The following is a 14537-nucleotide window of genomic DNA, read 5'->3' on the forward strand; positions in this document are numbered from 1 at the left end:
CGCTCAGGCGCCCTCGACCGCGCCTTCCACGGTCTCCTGCGCGAAGACGGCGTGCAGCCGCCGGGTGTGGTCGACCCGCCGTTCCGGTCCGGTGAGCGCGACCGTCGCCGTCAGCCGCGGCTCGGTGCTGGACGCGGCGAACCGCAGCTCCAGGTCGCCCGGTTCGACGATCCGGCGGCCGTCGCGGCCGGTGAAGGAGGCGAGGTCGGCTGGGACCTCGACGCGCACCCGGCGGGCCTCGCCGGGGGCCAGCGGCACCCGCGTGTAGCCGATGAGGCGCTGCACCGGCTGGACGACGGAGGCGACCGGGTCGTGCAGGTAGAGCTGCACCACCTCGGTGCCGTGCCGTTCGCCGGTGTTGCGGACGGTCAGCTCCAGCGAGAACGCACCGTCGGTCGGCGCCTCCTTGGTGTGCGCCACCAGGTCGCTCCAGGCGAACGTGGTGTACGTGAGCCCGTGCCCGAAGCCGAAGGCCGGTGTCGGGTCGATGTTGGACACCTCGCTGGCCTGGGCGAGCCGCGCCCCGAGGTAGGTGGTCGGCTGGGCACCCGCGCTGCCGGGCACGCTGACGGGCAGCCTGCCGGTGGGGCTGGTGCGTCCGCTGAGCACGCCGGCGAGCGCCGCGGTGCCCTCCTCACCGGGGAAGAACGACTGCACGATCGCGGCGGACTCGGCGATGGCGCGGCCGAGTGCGTAGGGCCGTCCGGCGAGCAGCACGGTGACCACCGGGGTGCCGGAGTCGAGCAGCGCGTCGAGGAGCCGCTGCTGGGCGCCGGGCAGGGTGAGGGACTCGGCGTCGCAGCCCTCGCCGCTGGTGCCCCGGCCGAACAGGCCCGCGCGGTCGCCCAGTACGGCGACGACGACGTCCGCGGCCCGGGCCGCGTCCACCGCCTCGCCGATGCCGGACACCTCGCCGTCGTCGACGCCGGTGCCGCGGGCGAGGGTGATGTCGGCGTCGGGGAACTCGGCGGTCAGGGTGTCGTACAGGGTGGGCAGGTCGAGGCCGACCGGGACCTCCGGGTGCTGCACCCCGACGTGGCGCGGGAAGGAGTAGCAGCCGAGTACGGCGGTGGCCTCGGCGGCGTTGGGGCCGATCAGTGCGATGCGGCGGGGCCGGGCGAGCGGCAGGGTGCCGTCGTTGGTGAGCAGGACGACCGCCTTCTCGGCGATCTCGCGGGCCAGTTCCCGGTTCTCGGGCCGGTCCAGGTCGATCCGGCCGCGCAGCGCCTCCGGGTCCGAGAGGTCCACTCCGTCGAGCGCGGGCGGAACCGGGCTCCAGTCCGGGTCGAGCAGTCCGAGCTCCGCCTTCTGTCCCAGGACGCGGCGCAGCGCCCGGTCGATGAGGGCCTCGGGCACCCGGCCGTCGGTGACCGCATCGACGAGCGGGGTCCCGAAGGTCTTGACGGTGGGCAGCTCGACGTCGAGGCCCGCCTTCAGCGCGGCTCCGGCGGCGTCGGCCCAGTCGGCGGTGATGCCGTGCAGCGTCTTGAGGAAGGCGATGCCGAAGTAGTCGGCGACGACCGTTCCCTCGAAGCCCCAGGTGTCGCGCAGCAGCCCGGTCAGCAGCGCCTCGTCGGCCGCTGCGGGCACGCCGTCGATGTCGGTGTAGGCGGACATCACGGAGCGGGAGCCGCCCTCGCGGACGGCCATCTCGAACGGCGGGAGCAGGACGTCGGCCCGCTCGCGGGTGCCCACGGAGGAGGGAGCGAGGTTGCGGCCGGCGCGGGAGGCGGAGTAGCCCACGAAGTGCTTGAGGGTGGCGACGATGCCGGCGGACTCCAGGCCCTGCACGTACGCGGTACCGATGGTGCCGACGAGGTAGGGGTCCTCGCCGATGGTCTCCTCCACCCTGCCCCAGCGGGCGTCGCGGACCACGTCGAGCACGGGGGCGAGGCCCTGGTGGATGCCGACGGACCGCATGTCGCGGCCGATGGCGGCGGCCATCCGGCGCACCGCGTCCGGGTCGAAGGTGGCGCCCCAGGACAGCGGGACGGGGTAGGCCGTGGCGCCCCAGGCGGCGAAGCCGGCCAGGCACTCCTCATGGGCGACGGCGGGGATGCCGAAGCGGCCGGCCGAGGTGATGCGGGCCTGCGTGCGCATGAGCGAGAGCGCGCCGAGCGCGGGGTCGACCGGGACGGTGCCGAAGGGCCGGGTGAGCTGACCGAGCCCGGCGGGCACGAGCGCGTCGAGGTCGACGGCCTCCTCCATGTCGTGCTGATGGGGGGCGACTTCGCCGCCCTGGTCGGAGGCACCCACCCACACTCCGTACAGCTGGGCGATCTTCTCCTCCAGGGTCATCGCGGCGACGAGCGCGTCGACCCTGGTGGCGACGGGGTGGTTGGGGTCGTTCCAGAGGGGGATTTCGGGGGTGGTCTCTACAGCCACGTCGGCAGTCACTTTCCTCCGACACCCATCAGCCCCTGGACCAGGGCACGACGGGCGAACAGGTAGACGAGCAGGATGGGCACCATGGACAGCACCACGGCTCCCAGCAGACCGGGGATGTCGATCCCGTGCGCGGTCTGGAAGTTGTACAGACCCAGGGTGACCACCTTGGTGGAGTCGGACTGGGTCAGGACCAGCGGGAACAGGAAGCCGTTCCACGCCTGGAGCGCGGAGAACACCACGATGGTGGACAGTCCCCCGCGGGACAGCGGCATGACGAGCTGGAAGAACATGCGCCGGGGGCTCGCGCCGTCCATCGCCATGGCCTCGTACAGCTCCGGGGAGATGTCGCGCATGGAGCCGCTGAGGATGAGCGCGGACATCGGCAGGCAGAACGCGGCCGTGGGCAGGATGACGCCGAGCAGGTTGTCGTACAGCCCGGCCTCGCTGATCAGGTAGAACATCGGCACGATCACGGCCTGGGCCGGGATGGCGAGGCCGAGCAGGAACAGCCGGAAGATCGCCGACGTGGCCCTGCCGCGGCTGCGGACGATGGCGTAGGCGAGCGGCGGCACCAGCAGCAGCACGATGCCGATCACGCAGGCGGTGACGACGAGCGTGTTGAAGAAGTACTGGCCGAAGCCGGAGTCGAAGGCGCCGGTGAAGTTGTCCAGCGTGAAGCTGTCCGGGAGGGAGACGGGGCCGTTCTCGGCGTAGTCCTGGCGGGTGCGCAGGGTCGCGGCGAGCATCACGTACAGCGGCAGGCCGACCAGGACGAGCCAGACGAGCGAGCCGGCGCCGGCCAGGTAGTTGGGTCGGCGCCTCATGACACACCCTCCATGGAGCTGCGCATCTTGTCGTAGCCGGAGACCCGGACGACGATCAGCGAGATGATCGTGGCCGCGACGACCAGGGCCAGGGCGATCGCGGAGCCGATGCCGTAGTCGAAGCTCTTGAAGGCCTTGTCGTACATGTAGTAGGCGCTGATGGTGGTGTCGGTGCCGGGACCGCCCTGCGTCAGGATGAGGACGGTCTCGAACGTGGTCAGGCCGCCGACGATCATCAGGATCATCGAGGTGATCATGGAGGTGCGCAGCTGCGGCAGGGTGATGTGGAAGAACTGCCGGTAGCGGCCCGCCCCGTCGATCTCCGCGGCCTGGTACAGCACCTGCGGGACCGCGCGGGCGGCGCCCTGGTAGATCAGCGTGTGGAACGGCGTGAACTGCCAGGTGCTGACGAACGCCAGCACCCCGATGGCGGTGGTCTGTTCACCGAACAGGTTGCCGTCACCGAAGAGCCAGGTCGCCTCCGCCGGGATGCCGAAGTTCGGGTCGAGCAGTGCCCGCCAGAGCACGGACACGGCCGTCGCGGACAGCAGCAGGGGGATGAAGTAGATGACCGACAGGACGGCCCGGTTGCGCTGGTGACCGGCGGCCCAGACGCCGAGCAGGATGCTCAGCGGGGTCTGCAGGACCACGCCGAGCACGGTGAGCAGCAGGGTCAGCCAGATGCTCTTGAGCATCACCGGGTCGTCGGCGAGACGCGACCAGTTGTCCGTGCCGACGAACTCGGGCGAGCTGATCCCGTCCCAGCTCATGAAGGACAGCACCGCCACCATGATCAGCGGGACGATCGCGAAGAGGGCGAAGAACAGTGCGGCGGGCACCGCCCAGGCAAAGCTGGGGCGGCCCACCGTCGTCGTGGACGGGGCGGGCGGCCGCCGCCGGGACTCCTTGCGGGATCCGGCGGCGGGCCGAGCGCTCGTGAGGTGTGTGGTCATGAGCCGTTCGTCACTCGGTCGGGAGGGCCTGCATGGCCTTGATGAAGCCGTCCGTGTCGAGCTGTCCGTTGAAGAACTGCTGGATGGCCTTGTGCATGTCCGAGCTGGCCTTCTGCGGGTACGCCTGGTCCCAGGACAGCTGGAAGTTCGGGGCGTCGGAGACGAGGTCGTACTGGAAGCGCGTGTACTCGGGGGTGGCCGAGTCGTCGATGAACTTGTCGGTGTTGGTCGTGGTCGGCAGGTTGCCGATGTCGAGGTGGGCCTTGACGAACTCGTCGGAGTACATGAGCTTCAGGAACTCGGCGGCGGCCTCGGGGTGCTTGGTCTTCTTCATCACCGAGTAGTAGTTGTTGGGGTTGCCGGCGACGTTGCCCGGGTCGCCCTTGCCGCCCTCGACGGTCGGGAAGGCGGTGTAGCCGAGGTCCTTCTCGGCGAACTCCTTGTGGTCCGTGAGCTGCTGGGAGTAGTACCAGGAGCCCATCAGCTCGAAGCCGGCCTTGCCCGAGGCCACCAGCTGGACCGAGCCGCCGTTGGTGTACTTGACGGAGTCGTAGTTCTTGCCGAAGGCGCCGGAGTCGACCAGCTCGCTGATCATGTCCAGGGCCTTCTTGCTGTCCGCGCTCTCCCAGGCGCTCTTGTCGCCGCCGATGGCCTTCGCGAACAGCTCCGGACCGGCGATGCGGTCGTAGAGGTACTGGAACCACATCTGGGTCGGCCACACGTCGCCGCCGCCGAGCGCGATCGGCGTGACACCCGCGTCCTTGAGCTTGCCCACCGCGGCGAGCAGTTCGTCCCAGGTCTTGGGCGGCTGGACGCCCGCGTCCTCGAGGACCTTCTTGTTGTGGAAGAGCAGGACCGGCTGGGTGCCGCGCATCGGTATGCCGTACGGCTTTCCGTCGACGACGGCGCTGTTGAAGACGGACGGCAGGAAGTTGTCCTTGAGGCCCGGGTCCTTCTTGATGAAGTCGTCGAGCGGCAGCAGCAGGTCCGCCTTGACGAACGGCTTGATGCTGCCGCCGCCCCAGTTGTAGAAGATGTCCGGGGCCTGCGGGGTGTTGATGATCGTCTGGAGCTTCGTCTGGTAGTCGGCACCGGGGATGGTGTCGAGGACCGCCTTGACGTCGGAGGTCTTGTTGAAGGTGTCGACGATCTGCTGTTCGATCTTGTTGCTGGCGTCCCCGTAGACCAGGACATGGATCTTGCCGTCGTCCGACGACGCCCCGCCGTCCCCGTCACCGCAGGCCGACAGGCTCAGCGCCAGGGCGAGCGTCGCACCGGTGGCGACCAGTCTGGGCAAGCGCGCACGTGTCTTCATCGTTCGCCTTTCGAAAGTTTCGGCACCATCACCGAAAGTCCATGCTGGTCGGACAGTAAAGTGAGACCGGATTTCTGGTCAATGGCCGTGCGGCTGCCGACTCAAAACGTTATCGATCGCATGGCCTATCCTTCCTGCATGCACGATGAAGTTGAGGTGGGCGCCCGGGTGACCCTGGCCGAGGTGGCGAAAGAGGCGGGGGTCTCTGCCCCGACAGTTTCGAAGGTCCTCAACGGTCGTTCGGATGTCTCCAGCACCACCAGGGCCAGGGTGGAGCGGCTTCTCGAGGTGCACGGCTACCGTCGCCGCAACGCGAGCCCGCCGCGCTCGCCGCTGGTCGAACTCGTCTTCCACGAGCTGGACAGCGTCTGGGCGATGGAGCTGGTCCGGGGCGTGGAGGACGTCGCCAAGGCCAACCGGACCGAGGTCGTACTCACCCGCAGCGGCACCCGGCACGCACCCGCGCCGGACTGGATCGAAGGCGTGCTCCGACGCAGGCCGCTGGGCGTCGTGCTGGTGTTCTCCTCGCTGCCCGCGGAGGTCAAGCAGCGGCTGCGGTCCTGGAACATCCCCTTCGTCATCGTCGACCCGGCCGGTGACCCGGACCCCGACGTCCCGTCGGTCGGCTCGGCCAACTGGGCCGGGGGCCTGGCGGCCACCCGCCACCTCACCGACCACGGACACGAACGCGTCGCGATCATCACGGGGTTCGAGGACATGCTGTGCTCACTGGCCCGGCTCGACGGCTACCGCTCGGCGATGACGATGGCGGGCCTGCCGATCGACCCTGCCCTGGTGCGGTACGGCGACTACAGCGTGGAGAGCGGCTTCGAGCACGGCATGGACCTGCTCGCGGGTCCCGGCCGGCCGACGGCGGTCTTCGCGGGCAGCGACCTCCAGGCGCTCGGGGTACTGGAGGCGGCCCGCGTCAGGGGCCTGAGGGTCCCTCAGGACCTCTCGGTCGTCGGCTACGACGACGTGCCACTGGCCCAGTGGTCGAGCCCGCCGCTGACCACCGTCCACCAGCCGCTGCGGCACATGGCCGAGGAGGCCACCCGCATGCTCTTCCGGCCGGACGAGCCCGGCCGGGCCGGCCGGCGCATCGAGCTGGCGACCCATCTCGTCGTACGGCAGAGCACGGCGCCGCCGGGCGGGTCCGCGGCGGCGCCCGGCGGCGCGGACGCCTGACGAGGGTCCGCGCGGACCCGTGACGAGGAGCCGCACGGACGCCTGGCGAGGAGCCGCACGGACCCATGACGAGGAGCCGCGCGGACGCCTGGCGAGGAGCCGCACGGACCCATGACGAGGAGCCGCGCGGACGCCTGGCGAGGGGCCGGGACGGCTCCTACCGGCCGGGCTCCTCGGACACATCGGGCAGGGCGGGCACGTCGGTCATGCGCTCGTCGTAGCCGGTGGCGGGGTCGACGACGCGGCCGGCGGCCCACCAGTTCTCCCTGGCCGTCTCGAAGGCCACCAGCATGACGTCCTCCTCGGGGACGTCCGCGTACAGCCTGAGGTTGGCGACGATCGCCCGGAACAGTCGTGCCTTCTGCTCCACGCCGCGCCGGTTGAACGACAACTGGATGAACAGGGTGCGCGAGGTGCGCCGCAGGCCGAACACGACCGGCTGCATGACGAAGTTGTCGTCCGTGACCTCGTGGAAGACGTGGAACTGGTCGTCCTGCGGAATCTTCAGCACGTCGACCATGGACTTGTGCAGGGCCTCGGAGACGAGGCGACGGTACTGGGGCGTGGTTCCCTGCCGCAGGGAAACGGTGATCAGAGGCATGACGCCGACGCTAGGAGTCCGGGGGGCATTCCGACAGCGAATGTTTGGCATGCCGGATATGCTGTGTGCTCATGGGCATGGGAGATGTGACGCTGGCCGGGCTGCGGGTGCTGCGTGAGGTGGCCGAGCGCGGCACCTTCACCGCGGCCGCGCACAGCCTCGGCTACACGCAGTCGGCGGTCTCCCGTCAGATGGCCGCGCTGGAACAGGCGACGGGGGCCCGCCTGTTCGACCGCTTCCCCGGCGGTGTACGGCCGACCGGCGCGGGCCGCGCCCTGCTGCGCCACGCCGTCGCCGCGCTGGACGCCCTGGAGGCGGCCGACCGGGAACTGCGCGGAGTGCGGGACGCCACCGGCCGGGTACGGCTGGGGTACTTTCCCGCCGCCGGCGCGGTGCTCGTGGCCGACGCCCTGTCGGCACTGCGCCGGGAAGGCTCCCGCCCGCGGGTGACGACGCGGGAGGGGAGCACTCCCGCGCTGGTGCGCGCGCTGCGCAGCGGCACCCTCGACCTGGCGCTCCTGACCTCCCGGCCCCCGCACCGCTCGCCCGACACGGACGACCCTCCCCTGCACGTCGAACCCCTGCTGGAAACGCGTCTGGCCCTGGCCGTTGCGGCCGGCAGCCGCTTCGCCGAACACGGCACCGCGGACGTCGAGGACATCGCCGCGCAGCCCTGGATCGCGGGTCCCGGCAGCACGGACGAGCCGCTGCTCGGCGTCTGGCCGGGGCTGCCCGGCCGGCCCCGCGTCGCGCACACCGCCCGCGACTGGCTGACCAAACTCCACCTGGTCGCGGCCGGAGCGGGCGTTACCACGGCCTCCCCGGCGCTGCTGCCCGTGATCCCGCGCGGCGTCCGCTTCGTCGACGTCACGGGCGTCGCGGAGGAAGTACGGCGCATCGACCTGGTGTCGCTGCCCGGCCGGCTCACGGCTCCGGCCGCGGCACTGGTCAACGCCCTGCGACGGCGCGCCGCCGACCTGGCCGACTGACACAGGGCCGACCGGGCCTCATGCCTGCCGGCAGGGCCGTGATCTCGGCCAGTCCCGGGGCGAAGGCCGCATCGGCCCGTGTACCGGGTCGCCGCCTATCTGGCCGAGGACCCCGACGCCGGGGTCAGGCGCCGTCGTGGCGCCAGACCATGCTCCGTCCGGCCTCCGCGGCGGTCTGCGGCTCGTCCGCTTCGATGCGGAGCAACCGGTACCCGATCCGGGGCGGTATCGCGGCGCTTCGGGCATTGGCCCGGTCGCAGTGGATCTCCATGGCCTTGACGCCGGGGAGCCCCAGGCCCTCCTCGGTCAGCGCGGCCGCGGCCCGGGTGGCGAGTCCGCGGCCGGTGGCCGGGGAGCAGACCCAGTAGCCGATCTCCAGGACGCCCACCTCGCCGTTCGGGAACATCGCGCCCCCGCCGAGCACCTGGTCGTGACGGTCCGGCGGGGTCAGCACGTAGACGAAGGACCGCCCGGCGTCCCAGTCCGCGTCCTGCTCGGCACGGAACCTCTCGGTCTCCTCGCGGGTGGGCGGATGCCGGGCCCAGCGAAGCCACTCACCGAGATGCCCGACGTCGGCGGCGACCGCGTCGATGAACGCGTCGTCGGAGACCAGGGAGCGCCGTCGCAGTACCGAGCCGTCCGGCAGTTCGATGTTCTCTCGTGGAAGCCCGGAAAGTGATCCCTTTGTCATGACTGCATCCTGGCCCACCCGACCGGCTGCTTGAAGAGGCCCTCAGTGGAGTTCCGGAATCTGCCGGAAGTCGTCGAGGGCCGCGGTGAACTCCTTGGCAGCAACCTGAAAGGTGGCTCTGCTCGTCAGGGCCACGGCCAGGGCTCTGTCCCCGGCCACGGCGTCCTGTCGGCGCAGGCGCCGGGCCAGGGCCACACCCTCGTCGAACAGTTCGCGCACGCGCGCCGTGCGGCACTCCCAGGAGAGGGCCCAGCGCACGGTGAGCATCCGGTGCAGCCGGATCTGTTCCGCCAGACGGTCCGGGCCGTCCGGGCCGTCCGGGCCGTCCGGGCCGTCCGCCGCGCGGTGCTCGATTCGGTCCACGTCGGCCCGGAGAGTCTCACGGGTCCCGAAGTACCGCTCCCTGACGCCGGGCGACCAGTGGTGGACGCCGGTGCCGACGGGCGGGCGGAGTTGTCCGGCCGCCGGTCGCTCGCTGCCGGCGACGGACATGAAGAACAGGACGGCCCAGAACGAGGCCTGGTATCCGCTCCACCTTCTCGCCTCCTCCTGACCGTGGACGGCCAGTTCCTCGAACAGGGCGAGCGCCTGTTGACGGACCGCCGTCGCGTCGGCGTGCCGGAGGGCGTCGTCGAGCATCTGCGCGTACCGGATCAGCACGTAGAGCCGGCAGGCCCGCGGCCCTCCGCCGTTCTCGGCCTCGGCCGCCTCCATGGTGGCCAGTTCCGCCATGGCGGTCAGCGCCTCGTCGGTCCGGCCCGCGCCGTCGAGGGCGGCGGTCCACTGCAAGAACGTCCAGGCGAGTTCGCCCTCCCGCGGGCCGCGCCGGCGTCCGCGGGCCACGGACTCCGACAGCACGTCCGCGGCCTCGGCGTAACGGCCCTCCTCCAGGAGTCCGATGGCCCACGGGGACAGTCCCCACACCTCCCCGTCGCCGGACGACTCGGCCCGCGTCCGCCCGACCGCGAGCATCTCGGCCCGCACGGCGAGGCCTTCGTCCCGGCGGCCGAGGGTGTACAGCGCGCGCTGACAGCCGTCGAAGGCGTCGTACACGACCTCGGCGTACTTGGGGTGGGCCGGATCGAGGGCGCGTGCGGCGGCCACCGCCTCCTCGCACAGGGCGAGTCGGTCCTCGGGGCGGTCCCGGTACACGCGGTCGTAGCTGAGATGCCGCAGCGCGCGGGCCAGCCGCGGCAGATACGCCGCGGGGCTGACGCGCGCGAGCACCCGGCAGGCGTCGACCTCCTCGCGTGGCGTGCGTCGTCCGGACGCGAGGAGGATGTTCCGCGCGCGCACGACGCTGTCCTGATCGACCTCTGTGGGCTTGGGCATGACGACGATTGTCGGCCCCGCCCAAGTGCCGTGGAAGGCGGGCGGGTTGTGCCGTCCGTCCTACGAAATGCGTCTCCGAGCTGTCATGATGGACATGGTTTCGCCTCCAGGCGGGCGGCCCTGTCCTCAGGAGGACTGTCCGGGCGCCCGGCCGGCCCGTCGGGTGAAGCGGCGCAGACCGCGCCGGGCGGGCTTGAGGGGCTTGTCCTCGGGAGCGACGGCGGTGGGGTCCGGGCCGCTGCCCGCGGGCAGGGCCGCCGCCGCGGGCCCGGACTGCGGCGGTACGGAACGGCCACCTTGTTCCAGCCGGGTCCGCACGGCCTGGGCCATGGCGTGGTGGGACGCTTCCTGGAGCAGGCCGGCCGCGGACAGCCGCTCCCACATGTGCAGCAGTTCCTGCCCCCGGGTGGCCACCTGGCCCTCGTCCCACAGCCGTTGCCATGCCGCGGTGGCCCGGGCCACGTCGGGGGCGGCCCGGTTCAGGTCGGTGCGGCAGCGGATGCGGGCGACGGTCAGCGCGAGGACGGTGGAGAGCATGTGATCGCCGCGCAGGTAGGCGAGGTAGGCCTCGATCGCCCGTGCTTCCAGGGCGAGTTCGTCCTCGGCGCCGCGGCGCAGGGTCAGGTGTTCCCGCAGTGCGCTGGCGAGGACGAACGCGGCGTGCAGCTCCTCGCGCTGCGCGTGCTGGATGATGCGTTCGACGCGGGCGAGCGGCGGGAACGCCTCCTCCTCGGCGGCGGTGCGCTCCCGCCCGGGCGGCAGGTCGTCCTCGTCTGCGATGGTCCGGCTGGAGCCGTCGGGGTGGACCCGCAGGCGCGCCACCTGTTGCACGGTGCGGTCGATGACCGTGGCCGCGACCGGGGCGCCCAGGGTGCGGGCGAACATGGCGACGGCGTCGAGGACCGCCTCGTTGGGCGGTCGCATGCCGCCCATCTCCAGCAGGTGGCCGTTGACCACCGTCGACCCGTCCTCGGCCACGTAGGCGTCGAGGCGGATCAGCGGCGGGGCGGCCGGCGCGGGCAGGTTCCCCTCGTCACGGGGGGTCAGCGAGTGGGTCATCCGGTCAGGCTCCGGGTCGTACGACGCCGAGGACGGGCATGGAGGCGGCCGGCGCGGTGGTGATGTCGCGGCCGGGCCGCGGTGCGTGGACGATCTGTCCGCCGCCGATGTACATGCCCACGTGGGTGGCGTCGTTGTAGTAGATGATCAGGTCTCCGGGACGGGCCGAGGACAGGCTGACGCGGGTCAGGCCGCCCCACTGTGCCTGGGAGGTCCGGGGAATGGGGTGGCCGGCCGCCGCCCAGGCCGCGGAGGTGAGTCCGGAGCAGTCGTACGAGGACGGGCCCACCGCGCCCCACACGTACGGTTTGCCGATCTGCGCCATCGCGAAGCCCACGGCCTTCCCGGCCGCTCCGCTCACCTGCGTCCCGCCGCCCGGCGCGCGCCCCTTGCCCTTGCCCTTGCCGGCCGAGCCGCCGGCCGAGCCGGCGGAGGAGCCGCCGGACTCCGTCCACCTGGCCTCGGCCTCCCGGGAGCGCTGCCTCTCCAACGCGGCCAGCCTGCGGGTCTGTTCCTCCTCGAGTCCGGCCTCGATCCGCTCGGCGGAGGCGATCTTCTTCTCGATCTTCTGCTTCGCCGCGGCCTTGTCCGCTCGGCTGCTCTTCAGCTCCCGCAGCTCCTTCGAGGCGGCCTCGGTCTGCTCGCTCAGGGCCTCGCGCGCGGTCTTCTGGGTTTCGGAGACGTTGACCAGGCCGCGCATGGCCTGGCGGGCCTGGGACGCCTCGTCGAGGGCCTGTTCCGGGTGGTCCCCGAGCAGCAGCTGGATGCCGGTGGCGGCGAGGTCGCCCCCGCGGTACTGGGTCCGGGCGGCCGCGCCGGCGAGGTCGCGCAGGTCCTCCACCCGCTTCTCGGTACGGGTGAGGTCCTTGCGGAGGGTCGTCAGCCGCTTCTCCTGCTTGGCCGCCTTCTCGTTCGCGGCGTTGTAGGCCTCGGTGGCCACCTCCGCCTCGCGGTAGAGGCCGTCCAGTTCGTCGCGGATGTCCTCGATCGACTTGTCGGTGTGCGGATCGGGGTCGCCCGGGGCCGCGTAACCGGGGCCGGGCAACAGGATGATCGCGCAGGCGAGGGCCGCTGTGGCCCCCCGGCTCCATATCCGTCTGCCGCCGGTCGACACGTTCATGAACTCCACTCTCAGAGGTCGCGTGCGGGCGGACCGGACGGACGGCTGCCGCCGCGGTCGCCACCGCGGGTCGCGCGGTGGGCCGTTCGGGCCTTGAACACACTACCTTCCCCCGAACGGCCCACCCCGGTCTCCCCACGTGTGTCGGCTTGCTCACACGCAACTGTTCACCGTGCGGTACTCAGTTGCGCCAGGTGTCGTTGAGAGTGGTCTTCGTGGTGTTCACCGTCGCGGTGCGGTTGGCACCGCTCTCCCAGGTCACGTTGCCCGCGTCGTCCTTGCGGAGGTACTTGTACTCGAAGGTCGTGCCCTCGGGGAGTTCGACGTCCCGCTTCCACACCGGGTAGGCGGCCGGGTCGAGTTGAAGGGCGCCGCCCGGGTTCCAGTTGCCCAGTTCCGGCCGGTTGCCGGTCACGTAGATGTTCTGGCCCCAGCTGGTGGTGGCGTCGACCGCGAAGGACACGCCGGAGGACACCGGGTCGGGGTCGCCGGGATCGCCGCCGTCACAGGTGCGGGCGCCGACGTGCAGGGCCACGGCCGTGCCGGCGCCCAGGGTGGCGGTGAACCGGCCTGCCCCGTCGACCGTGACACCCTTGCCCGTCTGGACGTCGCAGTAGTCCCCCGCGGGCAGCGACGTCTGGAACGTACGGGTCAGCGAGGTGCCCTCGTGGTTGATGGCGACGTACGCCTTGGAGCCGCGGCCGAAGGCGATCTGGTCGCCGCCGTTGTCCCACCAGTCGGTCACCCCCTGGCCGCGTGCGGTGTTGCGGAAAGCGACCATGGAGGAGATCTCGCGCCAGGCGTGCTGGCACTTCCATCCGTCGCTGTAGCAGGCGTTCACCTGACCGCCGTTCGGCGGGCCGGCGTCGTGGTCGGTGAACTCGTAGCCGGAGTGGACGTCGGGGCTGCCGTACGGCCAGGCCAGCATGAAGACGTGCGCCAGGGTGTAGGTGGCGCCGTCCTTGTAGGTGAGGGTCTCGCCGTTGCGCTCGGTGTCGTGGTTGGTGACGAAGACGGCGGCCTCGTCCGAGGGCAGGTGGCCCCAGGCCTCGCCGAAGTTCTTCAGGTACGCGAGGTTCTCGCCGTTGAAGACGCGCTTGAGGTCGCGTGCGTAGCGGAACTCCTGTACGTCGCCGCTGCCGACGTACTCGGTCGGGGACACGGCCTCGCCCGCGCCGTAGATCGCCTCGTGCTTCCAGTAGACGTTCGGGTTGCTGAGCCTGGACTTGATGGCGGCCAGGTCGGCGGCGGCCATGTGCTTGGCCGCGTCGATGCGGAAGCCGTCGACGCCGAGGGAGAGCAGGTCGTTGAGGTAGCCGGCGATCTTCCCCCGTACGTAGTCCTCGCCGGTGTCCAGGTCCGCGAGGCCGACCAGTTCGCACTCCTGGACGTTGAAGCGGTCGCCGTAGTTGTTGATCTGCGAGGTGCAGTTGTCGAGGTCGTTCGACGAGTAGAGGCCGGGATAGTCGTACTTGGTGTAGGACGAGCCGCCGGTGCCCGTGCCGTTGCCGGCCGACATGTGGTTGACGACCGAGTCGGCCACGACCTTCACCCCGGCGGCGTGGCAGGTGTCGACCATGCTCTTGAACTGGGCGCGGTCACCGAGGCGGCCCGCGATCCGGTAGCTCACCGGCTGGTACGAGGTCCACCACTGTCCGCCCTGGATGTGCTCCTGGGGCGGTGAGACCTGGACGTAGCCGTAGCCGGCCGGGCCGAGGGTGTCGGTGCAGGCCTGGGCGACGGAGGTGAACTTCCACTCGAACATCACCGCGGTGACGTCCTTGTCTCCGGGTGGGGACGCCTGGGCCGGTGCCGCGGTGGCGAGGAGGCTGCCGGCCACGCCGGCGGTGAGGGCGAGCGCGGTGGCGGTGATTCTTCGCGCTGGGCTGGTGTTCCCGTGCATGGAGTCTCCCGTGTGAGGGTGCGGGTGTCCCGGGTGCGGTGCCGACGGGTTCTGGGGAGCCGGCAGGTACTTGCAGTGCGTTGCAGCAAGAATTCTGCAAGCGGTTGCGGTCGTGACCGTAAGGGCGGCCTTCAACCACGGTCAACCCCTCCCGCACACCGGAAAGTTGAAGCG

Annotated in this window: 12 protein-coding genes; 2 read left to right on the top strand and 10 right to left on the bottom strand. The window is 71.2% G+C overall.

What is annotated here, in order from left to right; translation table 11 throughout:
- Nucleotides 1–3: 3 nt before the first annotated feature.
- From R2E43_RS04005 to R2E43_RS04020, 4 genes are read right to left on the bottom strand one after another with little or no spacing between them, the layout of a single operon-like run.
- A complete protein-coding gene (locus tag R2E43_RS04005; protein WP_093457525.1) occupies nt 4–2397 on the bottom strand; it encodes a beta-xylosidase/alpha-l-arabinosidase in 2394 nt (797 codons plus the stop codon).
- Nucleotides 2394–3212, bottom strand: a complete 819-nt coding sequence (locus R2E43_RS04010) for a carbohydrate ABC transporter permease (RefSeq protein ID WP_003972114.1) — start codon at nt 3210–3212, stop codon at nt 2394–2396. Before R2E43_RS04010 ends, R2E43_RS04005 begins: the two co-directional genes overlap by 4 nt.
- Entirely contained in the window at nt 3209–4165 is a 957-nt protein-coding gene (locus R2E43_RS04015; protein ID WP_003972115.1) for a carbohydrate ABC transporter permease, read from the bottom strand. Before R2E43_RS04015 ends, R2E43_RS04010 begins: the two co-directional genes overlap by 4 nt.
- Nucleotides 4166–4175: 10 nt before the next feature.
- Nucleotides 4176–5480, bottom strand: a complete 1305-nt coding sequence (locus R2E43_RS04020) for an ABC transporter substrate-binding protein (RefSeq protein WP_003972116.1) — start codon at nt 5478–5480, stop codon at nt 4176–4178.
- Between the two features lie 138 nt (nt 5481–5618).
- Between R2E43_RS04020 and R2E43_RS04025 the strand changes: the two genes are divergently transcribed.
- Complete coding sequence (locus R2E43_RS04025) at nt 5619–6668, top strand: LacI family DNA-binding transcriptional regulator (RefSeq protein WP_063739097.1); 1050 nt, start codon at nt 5619–5621, stop codon at nt 6666–6668.
- Between the two features lie 157 nt (nt 6669–6825).
- On the opposite strand, the gene R2E43_RS04030 is transcribed toward R2E43_RS04025, so the two are convergent.
- Nucleotides 6826–7269: a tautomerase family protein gene (locus tag R2E43_RS04030; protein ID WP_003972118.1), complete on the bottom strand. Its 444-nt coding sequence runs from the start codon at nt 7267–7269 to the stop codon at nt 6826–6828.
- Between the two features lie 71 nt (nt 7270–7340).
- Between R2E43_RS04030 and R2E43_RS04035 the strand changes: the two genes are divergently transcribed.
- The gene (locus R2E43_RS04035; RefSeq protein ID WP_003972119.1) at nt 7341–8258 is read left to right on the top strand and encodes a LysR family transcriptional regulator; all 918 of its coding nucleotides are present in this window, start codon (nt 7341–7343) and stop codon (nt 8256–8258) included.
- 124 nt (nt 8259–8382) lie between these two features.
- Here the strand turns inward: R2E43_RS04035 and R2E43_RS04040 are convergent, their stop codons facing one another.
- From R2E43_RS04040 to R2E43_RS04060, 5 genes are all read right to left on the bottom strand, one after another.
- Nucleotides 8383–8949, bottom strand: coding sequence for a GNAT family N-acetyltransferase (locus R2E43_RS04040; RefSeq protein ID WP_003972120.1), 567 nt, complete (start codon nt 8947–8949; stop codon nt 8383–8385).
- A gap of 42 nt (nt 8950–8991) precedes the next feature.
- Nucleotides 8992–10245: a hypothetical protein gene (locus tag R2E43_RS04045; protein ID WP_136207453.1), complete on the bottom strand. Its 1254-nt coding sequence runs from the start codon at nt 10243–10245 to the stop codon at nt 8992–8994.
- A gap of 162 nt (nt 10246–10407) precedes the next feature.
- Nucleotides 10408–11340 (bottom strand): hypothetical protein, encoded by a 933-nt coding sequence (locus R2E43_RS04050; protein ID WP_319706158.1) that lies wholly within the window; start codon nt 11338–11340, stop codon nt 10408–10410.
- Nucleotides 11341–11344: 4 nt separating this feature from the next.
- Nucleotides 11345–12460 (bottom strand): C40 family peptidase, encoded by a 1116-nt coding sequence (locus R2E43_RS04055; protein WP_136207415.1) that lies wholly within the window; start codon nt 12458–12460, stop codon nt 11345–11347.
- Nucleotides 12461–12641: 181 nt separating this feature from the next.
- Nucleotides 12642–14363 carry a carbohydrate-binding module family 20 domain-containing protein gene (locus R2E43_RS04060; RefSeq protein WP_030865627.1) on the bottom strand — a complete coding sequence of 574 codons (1722 nt, stop codon included), beginning with the start codon at nt 14361–14363 and terminating at the stop codon, nt 12642–12644.
- Nucleotides 14364–14537: the final 174 nt, after the last annotated feature.

Source organism: Streptomyces violaceoruber, from assembly GCF_033406955.1.
GTDB classification, from domain to species: Bacteria; Actinomycetota; Actinomycetes; order Streptomycetales; family Streptomycetaceae; genus Streptomyces; species Streptomyces violaceoruber.